Raw genomic sequence first — 22,014 nt, 5'->3', positions numbered from 1 at the left:
CTTTCGTTTTTAGAACCTTGTGGAGAATAAGGGAGTCGAACCCTTGACCTCCTGCGTGCAAGGCAGGCGCTCTAGCCAGCTGAGCTAATTCCCCTTGTTTCCCTTTGTAGTCTCAGGCAGACTCGAACTGCCGACCTCTACATTATCAGTGTAGCGCTCTAACCGGCTGAGCTATGAGACTGATTGATTTTTATTTTCCTCGTTGCTCCTTTTACTCTTCTTCTTATGTCTTACCTTTTCCTTACAGGGGCTTTTCAGGGGTGTTATATATCTTGTGTTTTTTTCAACTTTTTACTTACTCTTTTATTTGTTTAAGTAGGAAACACCTGGAAGTTGTCAGCTTCTTTTGGGGTTTTTATTCCTTGTTTTGACTTTTTGCTCTAAAAAAGAGATGTTCCAGCCGCACCTTCCGGTACGGCTACCTTGTTACGACTTAGCCCCAGTCACTAGTTTTACCCTAGGCAGCTCCTTTTACGGTCACCGACTTCAGGTACCCCCAGCTTCCATGGCTTGACGGGCGGTGTGTACAAGGCCCGGGAACGTATTCACCGCAGCATGGCTGATCTGCGATTACTAGCGATTCCAGCTTCATAGAGTCGAGTTGCAGACTCCAATCCGAACTGAGACCGGCTTTTGAGATTCGCATCTGGTTGCCCAGTAGCTGCCCTCTGTACCGGCCATTGTAGCACGTGTGTGGCCCAGGGCGTAAGGGCCGTGATGATTTGACGTCATCCCCACCTTCCTCGCGGTTTGCACCGGCAGTCTCATTAGAGTTCCCGACTTTAATCGCTGGCAACTAATGATAAGGGTTGCGCTCGTTATAGGACTTAACCTGACACCTCACGGCACGAGCTGACGACAACCATGCAGCACCTTGAAAATTGTCCGTAGAAATACTTATTTCTAAGTACGTCAATTCCCATTTAAGCCCTGGTAAGGTTCCTCGCGTATCATCGAATTAAACCACATGCTCCACCGCTTGTGCGGGCCCCCGTCAATTCCTTTGAGTTTCAACCTTGCGGTCGTACTCCCCAGGTGGGATACTTATTACTTTCGCTTAGTCACTGAGAAGTTAATCCCCAACAACGAGTATCCATCGTTTACGGCGTGGACTACCAGGGTATCTAATCCTGTTCGCTCCCCACGCTTTCGTCCATCAGCGTCAATCGGTATTTAGTAACCTGCCTTCGCAATCGGGGTTCTGTGTAATATCTATGCATTTCACCGCTACACTACACATTCCAGCTACTTCAATACTATTCAAGATTAACAGTATCAACGGCAGTTCTACAGTTAAGCTGCAGGTTTTCACCGCTGACTTATCAACCCGCCTACGGACCCTTTAAACCCAATAAATCCGGATAACGCTCGCATCCTCCGTATTACCGCGGCTGCTGGCACGGAGTTAGCCGATGCTTATTCGTATGGTACCTTCAGAACATTACACGTAATGTGGTTTATTCCCATACAAAAGAAGTTTAAAACCCATAGGGCTGTCGTCCTTCACGCGGGATGGCTGGATCAGGCTCTCACCCATTGTCCAATATTCCTCACTGCTGCCTCCCGTAGGAGTCTGGTCCGTGTCTCAGTTCCAGTGTGGGGGTTCACCCTCTCAGGCCCCCTAAGGATCATCGTCTTGGTAAGCCGTTACCTTACCAACTAACTAATCCTACGCATGCCTATCTGTATCCGATTAATCTTTTAATATCTGCCAATGCTGACTGATATGTTATCCGGTATTAATCCGGGTTTCCCCGGGCTATCCCGGTGATACAGGTAAGTTGCATACGCGTTACGCACCCGTACGCCGGTCTCTCTTGAAGCAAGCTCCAAAATACCCCTCGGCTTGCATGTGTTAGGCCTCCCGCTAGCGTTCATCCTGAGCCAGGATCAAACTCTCCATTGTAATTTCTTTGTTATTATCAATTTCAAGGCTTTTCCCTAACTCAAAAGAATCTCTTTTCTTCCAGGTTGTGTTTTGCTACTTTTTATCTTTCGTAAGCTTTGTTTAAAAAACTTTTTATTTCAACGATCTTTTGCGCTTCTCAGGTCCCTCTTCTTCTGTTTTTCTCTTTCGTTGTTCCTGACTTGCGGGTGCAAAGATAGCTACTTTTTCTTTCCCCGCAAGTTTTTTTTTAATCTTTTTTTAATCTTTTTTGCTAAATAATCATTAATGTCCTGAATACCACCTATTTAACCTCCAAAAAAATTTTTAATTTTTTTTATTATTTTTTTAATGCTCCTATTACTAGTTATTATATACTCATTTACAAAGATTATTATAGACTATCTTTGTACTAACTAATAAATGTAAATAACTATATATATCTATCAAATATGGCTAAGGCTAAAACTACTTTTTTTTGTCAAAATTGCGGAACTCAATATTCTCAATGGCTGGGTCAATGCAAAGTATGCGGAGAATGGAACACTATTGTTGAAGAAGTTATTGAAAAAAGTTCTGCAAATTCTATTTCTTCCCTTAATTCCTCTTCTTCTAGAAATAAAATATATAAGATTCACGAAATTGAAACTACGGATGAATATCGTATTCTTTCTAATGACTCTGAACTGGATCATTTATTAGGTGGCGGTATTGTTCCCGGTAGTGTTATTTTGATTGGAGGCGAACCCGGCATCGGTAAATCTACTTTGTTGTTGCAAATTTCTTTACAAATACCCGGAAAAGTATTATATGTTTCAGGAGAGGAAAGCAGTAATCAAATTAAAATGAGATCTGACCGTCTGGATATTTCTAATTCTGAATGCTATATTTTAACGGAAACTTCAACTCAAAAGATTTTAAAGAAAGCTCATGAGCTTCAACCGGAGTTGTTAGTGATTGATTCCATTCAAACTCTACATTCCTCTTATATAGAATCTTCTCCGGGAAGTATATCTCAAATTAGAGAATGCGCTTCCGAATTAATTAAATATGCTAAGGAAGCTTCCACTCCTGTATTTTTAATTGGACATATTACTAAGGAGGGTTCTATAGCCGGTCCTAAAATTTTGGAGCATATGGTAGATGTCGTTCTTCAGTTTGAAGGGGATAGAAATTATGTTTACCGACTTTTACGTGCAAATAAAAATAGATATGGTTCTACTTCCGAACTTGGAATTTATGAAATGTTCTCTTCCGGGTTGAAACAGGTAAAAAATCCGTCTGAAATTTTAGTATCTAAAAAAGATGAAAGTTTATCGGGAAATGCTATTGCGGTTACTTTGGAAGGATTACGCCCTATGTTGGTTGAAATTCAAGCATTGGTATCAACGGCTGTTTATGGAACGCCTCAACGGGTGACAACGGGTTTTGACGTTAAACGATTAAATATGTTATTAGCTGTTTTGGAAAAGCGTGCGGGTTTTCATTTGGGAACTAAGGATGTGTTTTTAAATGTTACCGGAGGTATTCGTGTTGATGATCCTGCAATTGATTTAGCTGTTATTTGTGCTATTTTGTCTTCTAATGAGGATATTTCTTTACCGGATAATTGTTTATTCGCCGGTGAAATTGGTTTAAGTGGTGAAATCAGACCTGTAAATCGTATTGAACAGCGAATCATTGAGGCTGAAAAATTGGGTTATGATGTCATTTTCATTTCTAAGTATAATAAAATTGATCGCAAGAAATATAATATTAGGGTTGAAATGGTTTCTAAGGTTGAGGATGTCTATAAGTTATTATTCTAATTAATTGTATGTAAATTTCTCTTTCTTCGTATGGTGTAAACTTTTGCAGTCAATATATTTTTATTATACTAATAAGTGATATTTGGCATTTGTTATCTATTACACATTATACTTTTATTTTTCAATTAACGAAAATTAAGGTCGGTTTTGTGCTTACAAATAATGTTTAAATTTTTGCTAATTTATTGTTAAACGTAATGTTTAAATTATACTTTTTGTTTTAATTTTTTTATATTTGTTCCACTACCTTCAGAATATTATACTATGAAAAATAACAAATCTAAATATTCCACTATAATTATTACTGATAAAAATTCACTGGAAACCAAAATTTTTTCTGTTAAGAATAAGCATATAAGAAATATTTTTCTGTACAAAAAGATTTTACTTTTATCAATTTTTACTATTTTTTGTTTAGTTGCGGGATTGGTTAGTTATATAAGTTATGTGTATTACCAAAAACAAGATTTACATGTTAAGATTGCCGATCTTGAAAGCAAGTTGGATACTAAAAAATTAAATGATATGATTATCAATCTTAATGAAGCTGAAAAATCTTTAATAAAGATTGAGAGATATCTTAAAGATCGTCAAGTTAAAACCCTCCCTACTAACTCCACTAATTATAATGTTGATAATGTGGGGGGAGAGTATTATCCTGTTAATGATTCTAACTTAAATTTAATTGAAAATAAAAAAAAGAGAATTTCCGATATATATAAAAAGATTCAATTCATTCCTATCGGCTTACCTCACGTTGGAAGGATTACTTCTAATTTTGGTGTGAGAGGAAATCCGATGAAAAAAGGTAAAGGATCCGAGTTTCATCCGGGTTTGGATATAGCGGGAACTATAGGTGATCCTATTCATGCTACTGCGAATGGTGTTGTTACCTTTGCCAGTATTAGAGGAGGATATGGCAATTGTGTAATGATAAAGCACCATTTCGGTTATGAAACATTATACGGTCACATGTCTAAAATATTGGTTAAAGAAGGACAGGTTGTCAATGCCGGAGATGTTATTGGTGAATTAGGAAGTACCGGCCGTTCTACCGGACCTCATGTTCATTATGAAATTATTTTAAATAAAGAAAAAGAAAATCCAAATAATTATTTGCATGTAAACTAAATATGAAATAAATTTAACTACTATATAAAATAAACTAACTATGTTCAATAAAAAAAAAGGAGCTGCTCTTAATTTATCTACAGAAAACATTACTACTATTATTGCGGAAGATTGTAAAATCGAAGGAAATATAGAATGTAAGGAATTTATTAGAATTGATGGTCAAACATTAGGAAATGTCAATAGCACTTGTGGACTTGTTGTTGGTCAGAAAGGAAGCGTTAAAGGAGATATAAGGACTAAAGAACTTATTGTATATGGCCAAATTGACGGCGATATTTTTGTTGATAATCTTAGTTTGAAAAACTCGGGATCTATTATAGGAAATATGCAGGTAAAAAGTTTTCAAGTTGAAAATGGTGCCTTATATAAAGGCACCGTAAGTATGGATCAAAATAATTCTACTCCTGTTAATAAAAAAGAAAATAATTCTCAAATTGTTGTATAAATTCTATTACTGAAATTTATACAATATTTTAGGTATTCAGGGTCTTGGATCTCCAATTTTATAAGCACTTCCTAAGGAAGAATTTTTAGATATGTATATGGTTAACCAACGATATAAAGTATTTAATCTATTACCTATGGAAACTAAAGAAATTAAGTGGATGGACGACCAAATAATCCATGCCGGTAATCCTTTTAAAAATAAGGTAGGATGAATCAGATCGGCTACGGCTTTATTTCTTCCGATAACTGCCATAGACCCTCTATCTTTATAACTGAATGGTACAGGTTGATAGTTGTCTTGGGTAAGTTGTTTTTTTAAATTATTTGCCAAATTTTTTCCTTGTTGTATTGCTACTTGGGCTAATTGCGGATGTCCTGCAGGAAAATTAGGATCAGTAGTCATGATACAGGTATCTCCTATTGCATATATATTAGAAAATCCTTGAACTTTATTATACGCGTCAACTTGCATACGTCTACCTCTTCCATACACTTCTTTGGGTATTCCTTCAAAAATTCTTGAAGTAACTCCCGCTGTCCAGATTATAGTTTTTGTTTCAATTTTATCTCCGTTTGAAAAATATATGGTGTTTTCATCACAATCTTTTACTTGTGTATTTACGAGTATTTTAACTCCTAATTTATCTAAGGCATGATAAGCTTCTTTGTGAGATTTTTCGCTCATAGGTCCCAATAATACAGGGCTTCCTTCTACCAAATAGACTTGAATTTGATCTTTTAAATCTTTATAGTCAACATTTTCAATATAATTGATAATTTCGCGAATAACTCCGGCTATTTCAACTCCGGCAGGTCCTCCTCCGGTGATGACGATGGATAATAATCTTTTCTTTTCTACTAAATCAGTTTCTCTACTGGCGGCTTCTAACCTTTCTAAAAGTATATTCCTAAGTAACAAAGCATCATTTAAGGTTTTCATTGGAAAGGCATATTTCTCTAAATTTTCCATTCCGAAATAGTTACTTTGCGTTCCCGTTGCTAAAATCAAAATATCATAATCTAATTCTCCATTAGATAAGACTACTTTGTTTTCATCAGATTTGATTTCAATTAATTCTCCCAATCTGAATTTAACATTTTTTTTATGTCTTATAAATCTACGGAAAGGATAGCTGATAGCTGCGGGATCTAAAATACTTGAACTTACTTGATATATTAATGGTGGAAAAAAATTATAGTTGTTTTTGTCGACTAAGGTAATTTCAAAATTAGGATCATTGGACAATCTGGTGATTATATTAATCCCAGCAAAACCTCCACCTATTAATACGATTTTTTTCATAATTTGCACTAAAAAATTAATTTAACATATTGATGCAAACACATTTATTTCTTAAGAACACAAAAATGTATAGCATACATTTTATCAAAGTTACTATTTTTTTGTAAAGTTATATAAACTTTTAATAAAAATTTAATGCTATCTTTGAATTTATTTTCAAAAATCATGATTCAAATAGAAGATACAATAATTTCTTTAGATGTATTACAGAAACAATTTGTTTGTAATCTTAGTAAATGCAAAGGGATATGTTGTGTAGAAGGAGATTCGGGAGCTCCACTCGATGAAGAAGAATTACCGATTCTTGAAGACATATATGAGCAAGTATCGCCTTATCTTAGAGAGGAAGGGAGAAAGGCTATTGAATTGGAGGGTAAATATACAACCGACCTTGATGATGATTATGTTACTCCGTTAATAGAGGGTAGAGAATGTGCTTATGTAATCTATGATGAAAATCAAGCTGCGAAATGCGCCATTGAAAAGGCTTACGAAGACGGTAAAATTGATTTTAAAAAACCTATTTCCTGTCATCTGTATCCGGTTCGTCTTCAAAAATTACGAAAATATGTTGCGGTAAATTATGATGAATGGTATATATGCAAGGATGCGTGTACTTTAGGTAAAGAACTTAATGTTAAAGTTTTCGAATTTTTAAAAGAACCTTTAATTAGAAAATTCGGTGAAAATTGGTACCATCAGTTGATAGAAGCTGAGAAACTTTTAGAAATAAGTAAATAATTTAGCTTTATTTTTCCTGCAATGCATCTATGGTTTTTTGTATTTCTGTGTCATTTGCCGTAATTGCATAATAGTAAGCAATTTTTCCTTGTTGATCTATTACCATATAGCGTGGAATCCAATTTAATTCAATATATTCTGTAAAAGGATTTTTCCAACCAGTTGAAAACCAATAATTATCACCCGTATTTAATTCATACTTAGTGATACCGTTTTTCCAAGAATCGTAATTTTTGTCTAATGACAGATAAATAAAATCTACATTATTATTTTTTTGCTTAAGAGCCCGTGAATCGGACATTCCCACTATGCAATCTTTACACCAAGATGCCCAAAATTTCAGGATGGTAACTTTTCCTTTGTGTTTATTTAGTATGGATTGCATCGTTGTTTCTTTATTATCCGTATCAACTACTATTTGCTTTAAGGATTCTTCGGAAAATTCAGTTTTGGAAATTAAAGGAACTTGCTGACTAAAACTTAATGTAGCTATTAAAGTAATATATAGTCCTGTAAAAATTTTTTTCATTATTATATTTTTTCAAATCTGAAATTTTCTCCTAAATATACTTGACGAACTATCGGATCATTTGCTAATTCTTCGGGATATCCTTCCTTTAATATATTTCCTTCGAACATAACATAAGTTCTATGAGTGATAGCCAGAGTTTGCTGAACGTTATGGTCTGTTATTAAAATTCCTATATTTTTATTTACCAAAGAACGCACGACTTTTTGAATATCTTCAACGGCAATAGGGTCAACTCCTGCAAAGGGTTCATCAAGTAAAATAAATTTAGGATCGGTAGCTAGACATCGAGCAATTTCGCAACGACGTCTTTCTCCTCCCGACAATAAATCTCCTCGGTTCTTACGAACGTGTTCTAAACCAAATTCTTCTATTAAAGAATCTGCTTTTATTTTTCTTTCTTTCTTTGAAAGTTTGGTCATCTCCAACACTCCCACAATATTATCCTCAACTGATAATTTCCTGAATATGGAAGCTTCTTGAGCCAAATACCCGATTCCTTTTTGTGCTCTTTTATACATAGCATCTTTGGTTATGTTAATCTTATCCAAAAATACATTTCCTTGAGTAGGCTTGATTAAGCCTACAATCATATAAAAAGAAGTGGTTTTTCCGGCTCCATTAGGCCCTAACAATCCTACTATTTCTCCTTGTTTTACATTTAATGAAACATCTTTAACTACTCGTTTGTTTCCGTATGTTTTTATTAAATGTTCTCCTCGTAATATCATAATATCAAAAGTAATTAAATTACTACGTTTTTTTCTATTACTCAATAAAATTTTTACAAATTATTTTTTTAAAATTATTCTAAAAGTAGTCCCTTTATTAATTTCGGTATTTTGAACGAAAATTTTACCGTAGTGATAATCTTCAATAATTCGCCTGGCCAGAGACAAGCCTAGTCCCCACCCTCTTTTTTTAGTTGTAAATCCCGGTTTGAAAATTTTTTTCACATTTTTTGATTCAATGCCAGATCCTTCATCGGAAATATCTATAAAAATATTTTTTTTGTTATCGTGGATTTGCAATTTTATTTTTCCTTCTCCTTTCATGGCATCTGCTGAATTTTTAATGAGATTTTCGATAACCCAACTATATAAGATGTTATTTAAAGAAACATATACAGGATACTCCGGTGCTTGAAATTCAAACCCGATTTGTTTGGACATTCTTCTTTTCAAATACATAAATGCTTGTTCCGATATTTCCACAATATCTTCTTTTTTTAGTGAAGGAGTTGATCCTATTTTAGAAAATCTGTCGGTAATATTTTGCAGTCTGTGTACATCTTTTTCAATATTTATTATCGGTTTCTGATCAATTTCTTCTGTTTTTAATATTTCCAGCCATCCCATGATGGATGAAAGCGGCGTACCGATTTGATGTGCGGTTTCCTTAGCCATTCCAGCCCATAGTAAACTTTGCTCTGTTTTTTTTACGGTTTTAAAATACCAATAGGTAAACCAGACAAACAATGTTACTAGTATAATTAGCACAAAGGGATAATAACCTAATTGTGTCAGCAGAACCGAGTTTTTATAATATACGTATTGATTTCCAAAAGGAAGTTTAATAAGAATGGGATAGTAGGATTCTGCCATTTCGTGCAATTCTTCCTTTAATTTTAAAGAATCTGAAATAATTTTTTTACTTACATTTTTAGAATCAATGTAATTTCCTTTTTCATCTACTAAAATTACGGGTATGGTAGTGTTTTGCTCGATAAGCTGCACTAAAAAAAATTGTGTTTTAGGTGGAATGTCTGTTTCCGTGTTTAATAATTCCAACGTTTTGGCATAATTTGAAATTTTTACGGATTCTTCTTCTTTTAATTCTTCAACTTTGCTGTTAGAAAAGATTATAATAAACAGAGCTACTATAAGCGCCAATATATATCCAAACCAATTCCTTAATCTAACATTTTTAAAAAAGCTCATTTTCCGAATTTTATGAATTCATATATCAACGTATTTATGCAAACAAAAATTATTTAATTAAAACGGATAGTCGATAGCAAAATTAACTTGAGGTTTCAACAGATTGATATATTTAAAATACCATCGGTCATTTTCATCTCTTCTTGGATCATGAAATCGATAAGCAAAATCAAAGCGAATGATAAAGTTACTTATATCCCAACGGATCCCCCATCCCCCTCCAATTCCCAGTTCTTTATAGAAGGAATTAAATTCAAATTTATTCAGTGAATTATTATTAATTCCCCAAACATTTCCTGCATCTACAAATAAAGCTCCTTCGAACCCTTTACTTGGTAAAGGAAACCTGTATTCTACCTGAGTCAACAATTTAAAATTATCGATCGCTATTAGTTCATAGCCGTCTTTTCCTCCTAATTTTGATGATCCCGGACCAAAACCAAAGGATTTCCAAGCTCGAACATCACTCGGTCCACCCACAGAGTAGCTTCGGTCAAAAGGCATACTAAAGGAATTTCCATAAGGTATTCCTATTCCGGTAAAAAGTCTTGCATTAAACGATTTTTTTCCGGAAAAAATCCAAAATTTCCTTAGATCTAAATCGAATTTCACATATTGTGAATAGGGAACTCCAAATATTTGTTTTATAGTTTTATTATTGGAAGTTGTAAAATCTTTGAGTGTTTTGTTAAATAAAGATTCCAGATTACCGGCTAATTCTACTTGTGCTTTTAAATAAAAAGGATGTTTACCCGGAAAATATCCTAATCGTTGATCGTAGGTAAAATCATATTTAAAAGAGGAGATTAATACATTCTGTGTGAAACGATAACGACGAAATTCCATTAAGTCGTAATCGTTAGCTAAACTTAAATGCGTAGTTCTTAAATAATCTTGAAAGTCTATATTATTCTGAATTTGAAACAGCAAATCATTGTCATTATGGTTTTTGTCGTATTCCTCTTTGGCGGAAGGATACTGTTGAAAATATAAATCGTAAACACTATTTCTTACTTTACTGTCTTGTGTATAAATATTGAAATAATTATTAGGATTTAAAAACTGTGTATATTGTAGATTCCATAATGTAATTTGGTGAACGGTAGTTCGGGTGGGATTGAAATTATAAAGTAATCCGGCATTATAACTTCTTTTATCCAAACCTATGTTATATTGTGCATTATATCCTAACGAAATTGCCGATGAAGGTCCCCAGGCTTTAGGAATAATTCTTTTTGCGTTGAAAGGCAAAATAAGCTTAGGAAAGGATAAACTGGCCTGCGCTGATAGTTCCGATGCATTAAAAATCTTACTGTTATTTTTTTTCGTTTTAATATTTCCTAAAGATCCTCCAAAACTGACACTTAAATTTTCTGCTCCTCCGAAAAGATTTTTTACCGTAAAAGTAAGGTTGGGAGTTATTCCGAAATTGACAACACCTGAATTAAACGCTTCAAATCCTAATTCATAAGAATATTTATCCATGGGAGAAAGGATGATATTGGATATTAAGGTGGAATCAGAGTCTTTTTCAGGAACTGTATTAAAACCGAGGATGTTAAAATTATTTACTTTATATATATTCCTTCGAGTACGAGTCTCAGAGCTTAAATTATATGAATGCCCTTTTTCAATGGCTAACATATCTGCCAATACTCTGTTTTTATATTTATTTCCTAAATGGTTAACAATGAAAGCAATGGTATCGTTAACCATCATTTTTGTTTTTCTACCGTCAACCCTTCTTACTATTTTTTTGGTAGTTACATAGAAACTTGAGTCTATAGTATTTTTATTTGTATCTCTATTTTCGTTATCTAAAAGTGAAATGTTTATTTTATTGTATTTAAATCTTTTGAATTTATGCACTAAAGTATCTTTCTTAAGAGTATCCGATCTAGTGGAATCAGTAACAGCTATGGTAGTGGTAGAACTTCCTATTTGGCTTTTCTTGATTGATAATCTGACCGAAACATCATATACATTATTAGCCGTATCAACATAGTAAATAACTTCATCTTTAAGATCATTAAAACGATAATATCCCATATTTTTAAAACGGTTTTCCAAACGGGATATCTCATTCTCAATTACATAAGCATCTAATCGATCTCCTTTTTTAACATATGAACCTCTACTGAATAGGTTGTATATAAATTCGTCTTTTGAAAGTTCATAAGTTTGAGACTTTTTTTTCTTCGCCTGTCTTGTTCGTTTTAAATAATGAGCATATAAATCATCTTTTATTTCATCGGCAATATCATACGTAATTGTATCCATAATCATAGGACGCCCTAATTTTATGGAATACTGCACATGAGCTTTTTTACCGGAAGTAATTACACTGTCTTTTACAATAGACTTACGCCACCCTCTGTTTTTAAAATATTGTTGTATGTTTTTTGAAGAAGTTTTAGATAGTAAGGTATCAACTAATACAGGGGCTTCTCCATTATTATAAAAAAAGCGATCAAACCATCTGGATTTGCCAACATAATTTTTTAAGTTATATTTTACATATAGAGAATCCAGTAATTTTTGATTTCTTTGTTTTTGACTAACGGAATAGTATTCTGCGTAGACGGAATCGAATGTAGGATTTGAGAAATCATACAGCCACAATCCTAATGGAATTATGAATAGTATTTTTTTATTAGATTTTTGCTTTACATAACTGTCCAGTTCATCCTCAAATGGTTTCTTGTATTCGTTGATAATTTCTTTGCCTTTTTTATTCAAAAAGGGATTACCGTATGCATCCAAATAGGGTTTTCCTTTTTTATCTACATATTTATATTTATTATCAATAAATAAATGTCCATTTTTAGGTACTTTATTTGTTCTACATGAAAAAATGAGAAACAGTTGAACAAAAATCAATATTTTTACTATAATATTGTATCCTAATTTCATTTTATGTTGTCTGCAAGTAAAATTAAACTTATTCAGTCGCTTTCAAAAAAAAAGTATAGACAAAAATATAACTTATTTGTTGTTGAGGGTATAAAAAGCATTAAAGAATTCTGCTTTTCGCAGTTTTCTGTAAAAAACATTTACAGTACGGTTCCCATTTCTTTTTTAGATGAAAATCAATATCAGATGATCAGTTTCGAAGAATTAAAGAAGATTAGTTTTCTAACTACTCCTCACGATGCATTAGCAATATTGGAAATACCTCAAAATTCAAATAATTCATATAGCGGAATACAGTTAGTATTGGATGAAATACAAGATCCGGGAAATCTGGGAACGATTATACGTCTTGCAGACTGGTATGGGATTAAACAGATTTTGTGCAGTAAAGGAACTACTGATGCCTATAATCCCAAAGCAGTTCAATCTGCAATGGGATCGTTAAGCAGAGTTAACGTTGTATATACAGACATCTCTGAAATATTGACAAATTCCAACATACCGGTTATGGGAACAGATATGAAAGGTGAAAATTTATATACCACGGATTTACCCGAAAATTTTTATGTGGTTATGGGTAATGAAGGAAATGGCGTTTCAGATGAAATAAAATCTCTGTGTACACATACTCTAACAATCCCCAGATTCGGCTTAGAACAAAAAACAGAAAGTTTAAATGTCGCCATGTCTACCGGAATAATTTTAAGTGAATTTTACTCGAGAGCTGCAAAATTAAAAGGGAATATAAAATGAAATGGAATTCGTATATATCTAAAAAATATCGTAACAATACGGACATATTAAATGAAATAATCGAAAATTTTGATTCTTTAGGTGAGATTATATTTCAAGAACGGAACACTTTACGTAAAATACCTCATCCTGTACTGGGAAACGTAGCGGTAAAATCTTTTAAAAAGCCTCATCTTCTCAATCAACTTGTTTATGCGAATTTTAGAAAATCTAAAGCCCATCGTTCTTATTTTCATGCTGAAATTTTAACTTCTAAGGGTATAAATACACCGGAACCGATTGGTTTTTTTGAAGAGATTCATAATTTTAAAATCAAAAGATCTTTTTATTTTTCAAAGTATTCTGAGTATGATTTTACTTTTAGGGAACTCATTGAAAAAAGAAATAGTTTTGATGATTGGGAATTAATACTGAAAGAATTTGTTTCATTTGTTTTTTCTATTCATGAAAATCATATCTTATTTAAAGACCTTTCACCGGGAAATGTACTCATAAAAAATGATCACGAAAAAAACGTATATTGTTTTTCATTAATCGATTTAAATCGGATGAGTTTTCAATCTTTATCTTTAGATCAAAGGCTTCAAAATTTTATTAGATTATCTTTAACGGATGAAATGATCCCTATCATTGCAAAAGAATATGCCAAATACAGCAATGAAAATGTTAATTTTATCAGGGAACAATTGCATAAAAAAAATAATAAATTCATTGAAAAGAAGGAAAGAAAGAAAAAGATAAAGAAACTGTTGGGCAAAAATGTTTAGCATCTTTTAGTCCCGTTTTTATTTAAATTAACTTTACTATTAAAAATTTCAAAGATTTAATTTTAAAACTTTTTCATATTTACAAGTAAAAAAAGATATATTAATGAAAATATATACGAAAAGAGGTGATGACGGAACTACGGGTTTGTATGGAGGAAAACGTGTATCTAAGAATTCCATACGCGTTCAATCCTATGGCGAAATAGATGAATTAAATTCTTATATCGGTTTGCTAAGAAGCTATGGTTCTCTTAAAAATATTGATGAACAATTAAAAATTATACAAAATTTACTATTTACTATCGGTGCTGAATTAGCTACTCCTTCAGATAAAATGTATTCTCCAAATGGAAAATCAAAAATATCTTGCTTGATTTCAGAAGAAAAAATAATTTTATTGGAGCAATGGATTGATGAAATAAGCGAAACCCTCCCTCCTTTAAAGCAATTTATTCTTCCGGCAGGAAATGTATCTTCTTCTACTGCACATGTTGCAAGAACCGTATGCAGAAGATCAGAAAGAACTATAGTCACCTTAGGTGAAATTGAAGATATAAGACCCATAATTCAAAAATTTATAAATCGTTTGTCTGATTATTTGTTTGTTCTTGCGCGATATTTTGCACATTTAGCAAATGAAATTGAAGAACCTTGGAATCCCAATGAATAAAGCATTACTTTTTTTAAACGGAAAAAAACCTACAATTTTACCTGAAAATTTAGATTCATATTCCATTATTACGTGTACAGACGGGGCGTACAGCAGATATGTAAAAAATTTACCTTTTACAATTAATTATATTTCAGGAGATCTGGATAGTGTACAAGTATCGACTATCCCGACGTCTATTCCAATTATTGAAACTCCGGATCAAAACAAAACTGATTTTCATAAGGCTTTAGAATTATTGCTAGATAAAGGTATACATGATGTGGATGTTTACGGTGGAAGCGGAAGAGAAAGCGATCATTTCATTGGAAACTTATCTACAGCACTTTTTTTTAAAAATAAACTCCGCATTACATTTTACGATGATTATTCAAAATTCTTTTTCTCGGGTAAATCAACTAAAATTAATGATGCAAAAGGTAAAACCATTTCCTTAATCCCTTTTTTTGAGGCTAAAAATATTTGTACGAAAGGTTTACAATACCCCTTATCTAACGAAACTCTTATATTTCCGCAACGAATAGGTACGCGTAATGTGGCTGTAGAAAATGAAGTTGTTGTCACCTACGGTGAGGGCGAACTGTTGATCTATATCAGCCGATAAACTTTTTTTAGCTAATAGAATTAGTTAAGTCTTGAGGTTTTAACGATATAGATGCTTGAAATAACATCTAATGATTAAATAATTTATGATTAACTAGTTAACCGTTATAATCATTATTAATGATTCTTTAAAATTAATGATTCTTTAAAAAGTTTATCTTTTATTTAAATAATAGGAATATCTTATTTAAAAAGGTTTTCCTCCCGACATTTGTTTTGCCATTGCTTGCATCATCATCCTTCCTTGCGGTGTTTGCATCATCTTCATCATTTTGCTCATCTGTTCAAATTGTTTTAACAGTTGATTGATATCCTGTATGGATCTACCGCTTCCTTTAGCTATTCTATTCTTTCGAGATGTAGTTATAATAGCCGGATTTCTTCTTTCTTCAGGAGTCATGGAATAAATTAAAGCTTCAATATGCTTGAAAGCATCGTCATCGATATTAATATCTTTTAATGCTTTACCTGCACCCGGTATCATTCCAAGCAAATCTTTCATATTTCCCATTCTCTTAATCTGCTTAATTTGATTAAGGAAATCGTCAAATCCGAATTGATTTTTCGCTATCTTTTTCTGTAACTTACGTGCTTCTTCTTCGTCAAATTGTTCTTGGGCTCTTTCTACTAATGATACCACATCTCCCATCCCTAAAATACGATCAGCCATACGCGAAGGATAGAAAATATCCAGCGCTTCCATTTTTTCTCCGGTGGAAATAAATTTAATTGGTTTTTCAACCACAGTACGTATAGTTAAAGCAGCACCTCCTCGGGTATCACCGTCTAATTTGGTTAATACTACCCCATCATAATTCAATACATCATTAAAAGCTTTGGCTGTGTTTACCGCATCTTGTCCGGTCATGGAATCCACTACAAACAAAGTCTCATTTGGACTGACTTTTTGATGAACATTTCTGATTTCATTCATCATACTTTCATCAATCGCCAAACGTCCTGCGGTATCAATTATAACAACATTAAATTTATTTTGTTTAGCATATTCAATGGCATGACCGGAAATATCAACCGGATTTTTACTTTCCGGTTCTGTGTATACTTCTACTCCAATTTGATCTCCTAAAACTTTTAATTGATCAATTGCAGCCGGACGATATACATCGCAGGCAACTAACAGAACTTTTTTTTGTTTTTTAGTTTTAAGATAATTAGCTAATTTTCCCGAAAAGGTAGTTTTACCGGAACCTTGTAAACCCGCAATTAAGATAACGGTAGGATTCCCCGATAAATTTACTCCAACATTCTCACCTCCCATTAGATCGGCCAACTCATCATGTACAATCTTTACCATTAGCTGACCCGGCGTAACGGAAGTAAGCACATTTTGACCTAAGGCTTTCTCCTGAATCCTTTTAGTCAAATCTTTGGCCACTTTATAACTAACATCTGCATCCACTAAAGCTCTTCTAATTTCTTTAACGGTTTCAGCAACATTTATCTCCGTGATCTTTCCTCTCCCGCTGATGTTATGTAATGCCTTATCTAATTTATCTTGTAAATTCTGAAACATATTCGGTACTTATATACTATTATACTAACTGCAAAAATAGTAAAGTTTTACTTAATTTAAAAATATGTATTTCAGTAATTAGAAAGCGCCTTTCTTTGCTAAAAAAGTTTAAAAATGTATATTTGCTTTTATATTAAATTAAATAAAAAAGACATCGTGTTTATATACATGATTAAAAAATTTTCAAATTTTAGCTAACATGAATAAAATTTTAATTACAGGGCATCAAAATCCTGATACGGATACCATTACCTCTGCTATTTCATTTTCTTACTTACAAAATGCCTTAGGTAAAAATACTGAGGCAGTCGCTTTAGGTACTCCTAATGAAGAAACCCAATTTGCCCTGGATTATTTTAAAATACAAGCGCCTAGAGTTATTTCTAGAGCTTCCGATGAAACGAAAGAGATTATTTTGGTAGATCACAATGAATTCCAACAATCGGTTGCAGATATTGAAGAATTGACCATTTTAGCTGTTATAGATCACCATCGTATCGCTAATTTTCATACTTCTGTTCCTCTTTATTATCGCGCTGAACCTGTGGGATGTACTCAAACTATTATTTCAAAAATTTATAAAGAAAATTCCATTGAAATTCCCGCTGCTATCGCAGGTCTTATGGTATCAGGGATTATTTCCGATACGTTATTATTTAAATCTCCTACTTGCACACAAGAAGATGTACATGCAGCTCATGAATTAGCAAAAATTGCCGGTATTGAGGTTGAAAAATATGGGCTTGATCTTCTTAAAGCAGGAACCAATCTTTCCAACAAATCTGCCGAAGAATTACTATCTCTGGATGCCAAATCTTTCGAAGTAAACGGAAAAAAGGTACGAGTTGCTCAAGTTAACACAATTGATTATGATGATGTATTTTCTAATAAATCCAATATAGAGGCTGCTATAACCGACCAAATTAATAAAGAAGGTTATGATCTTTTTTTACTTGTAGTGACTAATGTGTTGGATAGTGATTCAAAAATTTTAGCTATGGGTAATGCTGCTCAAGCTTCAGAAAAGGCTTTTGGAATACGACTTGAAAACGGCGAAGCTTTCCTTAAAGGGGTGGTTTCCCGTAAAAAACAGATTATTCCCCAAATAACTGAAGCATTATCCTAGATTCATCCATATTCTTAATTTTTTTAGAAGCCAAGCACTTTATTTAAAAGTGCTTGGTTTTTTCATTTTACAGTTAACACTAAAGGTTGCTAACTTATTTCAAAAAAAATATTTTACATTAATTTTTTCATACTTGACACAATTCCGTAGTGTAATGCTTCATGGGTATTGTTAAAATTTATCGCATCTTCAACGGAAGAAATCACAATGCCCATTTTTGTTTCAAATTCAGTATAAGATTCAAATCTTTTTTCATTAAAATCTTCTTCCAGTTGTTCAGCGGTGATAATTAGCTTACTTTTTAAGTAGTCAATTTCATCTTCTGTAATTACAAATCTGGGAAAAGTACCATTTTGATAGTTTTCAATCCAGTCATTGGTTATCAGTGGATTTAAACCTGACATTTTATAATGAAGAATTTGTTGAGAAACCAACGTATGGGCAACATTCCAAAAAATATTATTTTTAAATCCTTCAGGAATTTTCTGTAATTGCTCTATACTTAAATCGTCAATCTCTTGTACTAAGGATTTACGGTATATTTTAAAAATTTCAAATTGTTTTTTCACCTCAAAAAGAATTTTAACAAAAGTATTAAAGTTATTTAACTAAACCAATGGCCCTAATCGTATCGGAATCTAAATTAGAAAAATCATTTATTATTTGATCCGCAGTAGACAAATCTTGATCACCGGAGGCTTCACTTTTATAACCTATACAAAATATACCGGCCCTATTGGCGGCAATAACGCCATTAGTCGAATCTTCAATGACAATACAGTTTTCTTTTGGTTGTCCTGATAATTTTACAGCTTCTAAAAAAATTGCAGGATCGGGTTTTGATTTTGGAAAATCTTCTCCACTCACAATATGTTTAAAATAAGGAAACAATCCAAATCGATCAAAAATTTTAGTTAAGGTTACACGAGCCGAAGAAGTAGCCAAAAGTAATTGAAAATTATCTTTATATAAACTTTCGATAAGATTTCTTACACCCGGCAATAAATCTAGATCTTCATCTTCTTGAAAAATTTTATTAAAAATATTTCTTTTTTGTTGAACCAATTCCTCAACCTCTTGTTTCAAACCATATTTTTGTTTCAAATTTTGATATAAATTACGGGTAGATAATCCTCTGAACGTATCATATTCTTCCTGAGATATATCCAATCCTATAGAATGAAAATGTTTTTTAAATGACAATTCATGAATAGGCTCAGTATCTACTATTACCCCATCCATATCAAAGATAACTGTGTTTATCATAAGTTTATTTTATCTACGATTGCAGTGTAGGTTTTAATTCTGATATTTTTTAATTATTCTCAATAAAATTTGATTTATTTAAAAAATTGTGAATTTAAAGGCTCAAATTTAAGAAATATTGTGTCTACTATGCAGCTGTTACTAACATTCTAAATTTGGGATGAACATCTACTTTATATAAATTAATTGTAAAATTTTACATTATCTATGAATTTTTATTTTTTTAAAATTTTTAACTCATGAAATTAATACAAATATCCTGTATAATTATCTAAATTTGATATTTAAATTTATATATATGAAAGCGTGTATTATCGTTATTGGAGATGAAATTCTTTCCGGAAGAACTCTGGATACCAATTCTAATTTCATTGCTAAAAAACTAGATCATACAGGGGTTACGGTCACAGAAATTTCGACAATCTCCGACAACCCCGATTCTATAGTTACTAAATTAAAAGAAGCCTTCGCATCTGACACTAATTTTATAATAACAACCGGGGGACTGGGTCCTACTAAAGATGATAAAACCAAACAAACTTTAGCAGAATTCTTATCTGATCAATTAGTTATTAATCAACCTGCTTTGGATTACATCACTCAGCTGTACTGTACAAATGGTCGTATGATGAATGATTTGACACGTAAACAAGCTCTTGTACCATCACATTCGGAAGTTATAATTAATAGATATGGTACAGCTCCTATCTTGTGGACAAAAAAATCAAATAAGATTTTAATCAACCTTCCGGGTGTTCCCTATGAAACCCAAGCTATGTTTGAAGAATTTATTATTCCGAAAATAAAAAAAGAATTTAACCTTCCCTTTATTGTAAGGCGTTCTGTTATTGTTGTAGATTATCTTGAAAGCGAGTTAGCCACAACGTTAACGGATTGGGAAAACAATCTTCCTGATTTTGTGTCTTTGTCTTACTTGCCTTCGGGGGCTAGGATTGAACTTAGATTGAGTGCAAAGGGAACTGATAAAAAACTACTTGAAGAAACAATTACTAAAGAAATAAAAAAACTATCTCAAATTTTACATGAGAAATTACTCTCAACTACTACTACCAATATAATTGAAATTATTGCCGATTTTTTCTCAAAAAATAAGCTCACTCTATCCATCGCTGAAAGTATTACCGGTGGAAACATATCTCATAAAATCACTTCCTTAGCGGGAAGTTCTGTTTATTATAAAGGAGGAATTACGGCTTATAGCTCATTAATTAAAGAGAGCGTTTTAAAAATACCCGAACCTTTTATTCATACTCATAAAGTGGTTAGTGAAGAAGTAGCTAAAGAAATGGCAATCCGGTGTGCAAAGTTATTTAATTCAGATGTTGCAATATCTACTACAGGCGTTGCCGGTCCAAGTTCTGATGAATTTAACGATCCGGTAGGTTTAGCTTATATAGGTTTATATGTTCATGGGAACACCTTTGTAAAAAAATATTATTATCCTCATGTTACCAGAGATGAAATGATTACTCGAATAACTAACAAAGCATTGGAATTTATTTATTTTGAAATGATTGAAAACAAATAAAAGTTGACCTACGCATTTGGTATAATTTTAGATTTTAGGTAGAGATAACAAATCATCAGATTATGAAAAAAAGAAAATTAGGTCCGACTGATCTTGAGGTTTATCCATTTGCTTTTGGGGGCAATGTATTTGGTTGGACTGCCAATGAAAACACTTCTTTTGAATTATTAGATCAATATACCGAATTAGGATTTAACTTTATTGATACTGCAGATGTATATTCTGCTTGGGTTCCCGGCAATAAAGGCGGAGAATCAGAAACCATCATTGGAAAATGGATGCATCAAAAAGGGACTAGAGATAAACTTGTTATTGCAACTAAAGTAGGGGCAGAAATTGACAGTACACATAAAGGGTTGAAAAAATCATATATTCTCTCAGAAGTTGAGGAATCACTAAAACGTCTTCAAACCGATTATATAGATTTATATTTCACTCATTTTGATGATCCCGACACTCCCATAGAAGAAGTATTGGACGCCTATCAGCAATTAATAAAAGAGGGTAAAATACGTTACATAGGAGTTTCCAATATGTCACCTGAGAGAATAGTAAAATCATTGGAAATAAGTAAATCTAATAATCTACCTTCTTATTCCGTCTTACAGCCTGAATATAATCTGTATGATCGACAACCATATGAAAAGGATTATGAACCAATTGCCGAAAAATACCAATTAGGTGTCATGACATACTATTCTTTGGCAAGTGGTTTTCTAACCGGTAAATATCATTCGGAAGCGGATTTAAATAAAAGTAAAAGAGGTGACAGCTTAAAGAAATATTTAAACGACAGAGGCTTACGAATTATAAAAACTTTAGAGGATGTTGCCGCACGAAATACAGCTACCCCGGCTCAGGTTGCTATCGCATGGGTCATCCAAAGACCGAGTATTACTACTCCTATAGCCAGTGCTTCTAAATTGGGACAATTGGATATATTAAAAGCGGTAGACCTAAATTTATCTCAAGATGATATTAATGACTTGGACATTGCCAGTAAGGTAACTTTATAACGACAAGCGTTCAAATAATATAAAAAAAGT

The 22,014-nt window shown here is 32.7% G+C and carries 19 protein-coding genes, 2 tRNA genes and 1 rRNA gene; 11 read left to right on the top strand and 11 right to left on the bottom strand.

The genetic code is table 11. The features are described from left to right. Window positions 1-20 precede the first annotated feature (20 nt). From GYM72_RS02360 to GYM72_RS02350, 3 genes are all read right to left on the bottom strand, one after another. Window positions 21-94, bottom strand: a tRNA-Ala gene (locus tag GYM72_RS02360). A gap of 13 nt (window positions 95-107) precedes the next feature. Beyond that, a tRNA-Ile gene (locus GYM72_RS02355) sits at window positions 108-181 on the bottom strand. A 203-nt stretch (window positions 182-384) separates the two neighbouring features. Then, window positions 385-1,906: ribosomal RNA gene (locus GYM72_RS02350) — 16S ribosomal RNA — on the bottom strand. 431 nt (window positions 1,907-2,337) lie between these two features. Here GYM72_RS02350 and radA point away from each other — a divergent pair. The 3 genes from radA (at window position 2,338) to GYM72_RS02335 (ending at window position 5,272) form a co-directional block, all read left to right on the top strand. Then, window positions 2,338-3,693, top strand: coding sequence for a DNA repair protein RadA (gene radA / locus GYM72_RS02345; protein WP_220264572.1), 1,356 nt, complete (start codon window positions 2,338-2,340; stop codon window positions 3,691-3,693). A 264-nt stretch (window positions 3,694-3,957) separates the two neighbouring features. Beyond that, complete coding sequence (locus GYM72_RS09950) at window positions 3,958-4,824, top strand: M23 family metallopeptidase (RefSeq protein WP_220264571.1); 867 nt, start codon at window positions 3,958-3,960, stop codon at window positions 4,822-4,824. A gap of 40 nt (window positions 4,825-4,864) precedes the next feature. After that, on the top strand, window positions 4,865-5,272 hold the full coding sequence (locus GYM72_RS02335; protein ID WP_160557314.1) for a polymer-forming cytoskeletal protein: 408 nt from the start codon (window positions 4,865-4,867) through the stop codon (window positions 5,270-5,272). 36 nt (window positions 5,273-5,308) lie between these two features. Here the strand turns inward: GYM72_RS02335 and GYM72_RS02330 are convergent, their stop codons facing one another. After that, window positions 5,309-6,577: an NAD(P)/FAD-dependent oxidoreductase gene (locus tag GYM72_RS02330; RefSeq protein ID WP_220264570.1), complete on the bottom strand. Its 1,269-nt coding sequence runs from the start codon at window positions 6,575-6,577 to the stop codon at window positions 5,309-5,311. A gap of 165 nt (window positions 6,578-6,742) precedes the next feature. Here GYM72_RS02330 and GYM72_RS02325 point away from each other — a divergent pair, with 165 nt between their 5' ends. Beyond that, window positions 6,743-7,318 carry a DUF3109 family protein gene (locus GYM72_RS02325; RefSeq protein WP_220234021.1) on the top strand — a complete coding sequence of 192 codons (576 nt, stop codon included), beginning with the start codon at window positions 6,743-6,745 and terminating at the stop codon, window positions 7,316-7,318. Between the two features lie 7 nt (window positions 7,319-7,325). Here GYM72_RS02325 and GYM72_RS02320 read toward each other — a convergent pair whose 3' ends face one another. The 4 genes from GYM72_RS02320 to GYM72_RS02305 are packed head-to-tail and all read right to left on the bottom strand — an operon-like array spanning window position 7,326 to window position 12,700. Next, window positions 7,326-7,847, bottom strand: coding sequence for a thioredoxin family protein (locus GYM72_RS02320; protein ID WP_220264569.1), 522 nt, complete (start codon window positions 7,845-7,847; stop codon window positions 7,326-7,328). Between the two features lie 2 nt (window positions 7,848-7,849). Next, complete coding sequence (gene lptB, locus GYM72_RS02315) at window positions 7,850-8,578, bottom strand: LPS export ABC transporter ATP-binding protein (RefSeq protein ID WP_105297198.1); 729 nt, start codon at window positions 8,576-8,578, stop codon at window positions 7,850-7,852. Window positions 8,579-8,638: 60 nt separating this feature from the next. Beyond that, the gene (locus GYM72_RS02310) at window positions 8,639-9,787 is read right to left on the bottom strand and encodes a PAS domain-containing sensor histidine kinase (RefSeq protein ID WP_160542597.1); all 1,149 of its coding nucleotides are present in this window, start codon (window positions 9,785-9,787) and stop codon (window positions 8,639-8,641) included. Window positions 9,788-9,844: 57 nt separating this feature from the next. After that, window positions 9,845-12,700, bottom strand: a complete 2,856-nt coding sequence (locus tag GYM72_RS02305) for a BamA/TamA family outer membrane protein (protein WP_220264568.1) — start codon at window positions 12,698-12,700, stop codon at window positions 9,845-9,847. Window positions 12,701-12,703: 3 nt separating this feature from the next. Here GYM72_RS02305 and GYM72_RS02300 point away from each other — a divergent pair, with 3 nt between their 5' ends. The 4 genes from GYM72_RS02300 to GYM72_RS02285 all read left to right on the top strand — a co-directional run bounded on the left by GYM72_RS02300 (window position 12,704) and on the right by GYM72_RS02285 (window position 15,494). Then, window positions 12,704-13,453: an RNA methyltransferase gene (locus GYM72_RS02300; protein ID WP_220264567.1), complete on the top strand. Its 750-nt coding sequence runs from the start codon at window positions 12,704-12,706 to the stop codon at window positions 13,451-13,453. Beyond that, window positions 13,450-14,220 carry a Kdo domain containing protein gene (locus GYM72_RS02295; RefSeq protein WP_220264566.1) on the top strand — a complete coding sequence of 257 codons (771 nt, stop codon included), beginning with the start codon at window positions 13,450-13,452 and terminating at the stop codon, window positions 14,218-14,220. The genes GYM72_RS02300 and GYM72_RS02295 overlap by 4 nt, the downstream gene beginning before the upstream one ends. 103 nt (window positions 14,221-14,323) lie before the next feature. Continuing rightward, window positions 14,324-14,890 (top strand): cob(I)yrinic acid a,c-diamide adenosyltransferase, encoded by a 567-nt coding sequence (locus GYM72_RS02290; RefSeq protein WP_220264565.1) that lies wholly within the window; start codon window positions 14,324-14,326, stop codon window positions 14,888-14,890. Continuing rightward, on the top strand, window positions 14,883-15,494 hold the full coding sequence (locus tag GYM72_RS02285) for a thiamine diphosphokinase (protein WP_220264564.1): 612 nt from the start codon (window positions 14,883-14,885) through the stop codon (window positions 15,492-15,494). The genes GYM72_RS02290 and GYM72_RS02285 overlap by 8 nt, the downstream gene beginning before the upstream one ends. Before the next feature lie 186 nt (window positions 15,495-15,680). Here the strand turns inward: GYM72_RS02285 and ffh are convergent, their stop codons facing one another. Further along, window positions 15,681-17,027: a signal recognition particle protein gene (ffh, locus tag GYM72_RS02280; RefSeq protein ID WP_160557323.1), complete on the bottom strand. Its 1,347-nt coding sequence runs from the start codon at window positions 17,025-17,027 to the stop codon at window positions 15,681-15,683. Window positions 17,028-17,226: 199 nt separating this feature from the next. Between ffh and GYM72_RS02275 the strand changes: the two genes are divergently transcribed. Continuing rightward, entirely contained in the window at window positions 17,227-18,153 is a 927-nt protein-coding gene (locus GYM72_RS02275) for a manganese-dependent inorganic pyrophosphatase (RefSeq protein WP_220264563.1), read from the top strand. A gap of 113 nt (window positions 18,154-18,266) precedes the next feature. Here the strand turns inward: GYM72_RS02275 and GYM72_RS02270 are convergent, their stop codons facing one another. Next, the gene (locus tag GYM72_RS02270; protein ID WP_220264562.1) at window positions 18,267-18,722 is read right to left on the bottom strand and encodes a DinB family protein; all 456 of its coding nucleotides are present in this window, start codon (window positions 18,720-18,722) and stop codon (window positions 18,267-18,269) included. A 31-nt stretch (window positions 18,723-18,753) separates the two neighbouring features. Further along, window positions 18,754-19,419, bottom strand: coding sequence for an HAD family phosphatase (locus tag GYM72_RS02265; RefSeq protein WP_160542606.1), 666 nt, complete (start codon window positions 19,417-19,419; stop codon window positions 18,754-18,756). A gap of 298 nt (window positions 19,420-19,717) precedes the next feature. Between GYM72_RS02265 and GYM72_RS02260 the strand changes: the two genes are divergently transcribed. Together GYM72_RS02260 and GYM72_RS02255 are read left to right on the top strand one after the other, a co-directional pair. Continuing rightward, window positions 19,718-20,968, top strand: coding sequence for a CinA family nicotinamide mononucleotide deamidase-related protein (locus GYM72_RS02260; protein ID WP_220264561.1), 1,251 nt, complete (start codon window positions 19,718-19,720; stop codon window positions 20,966-20,968). Window positions 20,969-21,030: 62 nt separating this feature from the next. Continuing rightward, on the top strand, window positions 21,031-21,984 hold the full coding sequence (locus GYM72_RS02255) for an aldo/keto reductase (protein WP_220264560.1): 954 nt from the start codon (window positions 21,031-21,033) through the stop codon (window positions 21,982-21,984). The last annotated feature ends 30 nt before the right edge of the window (window positions 21,985-22,014 follow it).

This window comes from Apibacter sp. ESL0404, assembly GCF_019469245.1.
In the GTDB taxonomy this organism is placed as follows: Bacteria; Bacteroidota; Bacteroidia; order Flavobacteriales; family Weeksellaceae; genus Apibacter.
This window is presented reverse-complemented; position numbering and strand designations above follow the sequence as displayed.

Excerpts from the sequence above, each read along its gene's own strand:
- GYM72_RS02290 (WP_220264565.1), top strand. The coding sequence starts at position 14,324 with ATGAAAATATATACGAAAAGAGGTGATGACGGAACTACGGGTTTGTAT.
- GYM72_RS02300 (WP_220264567.1), top strand. The coding sequence starts at position 12,704 with ATGTTGTCTGCAAGTAAAATTAAACTTATTCAGTCGCTTTCAAAAAAA.
- GYM72_RS02275 (WP_220264563.1), top strand. The coding sequence starts at position 17,227 with ATGAATAAAATTTTAATTACAGGGCATCAAAATCCTGATACGGATACC.
- GYM72_RS09950 (WP_220264571.1), top strand. The coding sequence starts at position 3,958 with ATGAAAAATAACAAATCTAAATATTCCACTATAATTATTACTGATAAA.
- ffh (WP_160557323.1), bottom strand. The coding sequence starts at position 17,027 with ATGTTTCAGAATTTACAAGATAAATTAGATAAGGCATTACATAACATC.
- GYM72_RS02295 (WP_220264566.1), top strand. The coding sequence starts at position 13,450 with ATGAAATGGAATTCGTATATATCTAAAAAATATCGTAACAATACGGAC.
- lptB (WP_105297198.1), bottom strand. The coding sequence starts at position 8,578 with ATGATATTACGAGGAGAACATTTAATAAAAACATACGGAAACAAACGA.
- GYM72_RS02330 (WP_220264570.1), bottom strand. The coding sequence starts at position 6,577 with ATGAAAAAAATCGTATTAATAGGTGGAGGTTTTGCTGGGATTAATATA.
- GYM72_RS02335 (WP_160557314.1), top strand. The coding sequence starts at position 4,865 with ATGTTCAATAAAAAAAAAGGAGCTGCTCTTAATTTATCTACAGAAAAC.
- GYM72_RS02265 (WP_160542606.1), bottom strand. The coding sequence starts at position 19,419 with ATGATAAACACAGTTATCTTTGATATGGATGGGGTAATAGTAGATACT.
- GYM72_RS02305 (WP_220264568.1), bottom strand. The coding sequence starts at position 12,700 with ATGAAATTAGGATACAATATTATAGTAAAAATATTGATTTTTGTTCAA.
- GYM72_RS02310 (WP_160542597.1), bottom strand. The coding sequence starts at position 9,787 with ATGAGCTTTTTTAAAAATGTTAGATTAAGGAATTGGTTTGGATATATA.
- GYM72_RS02285 (WP_220264564.1), top strand. The coding sequence starts at position 14,883 with ATGAATAAAGCATTACTTTTTTTAAACGGAAAAAAACCTACAATTTTA.
- GYM72_RS02255 (WP_220264560.1), top strand. The coding sequence starts at position 21,031 with ATGAAAAAAAGAAAATTAGGTCCGACTGATCTTGAGGTTTATCCATTT.
- GYM72_RS02260 (WP_220264561.1), top strand. The coding sequence starts at position 19,718 with ATGAAAGCGTGTATTATCGTTATTGGAGATGAAATTCTTTCCGGAAGA.
- GYM72_RS02325 (WP_220234021.1), top strand. The coding sequence starts at position 6,743 with ATGATTCAAATAGAAGATACAATAATTTCTTTAGATGTATTACAGAAA.
- GYM72_RS02320 (WP_220264569.1), bottom strand. The coding sequence starts at position 7,847 with ATGAAAAAAATTTTTACAGGACTATATATTACTTTAATAGCTACATTA.
- radA (WP_220264572.1), top strand. The coding sequence starts at position 2,338 with ATGGCTAAGGCTAAAACTACTTTTTTTTGTCAAAATTGCGGAACTCAA.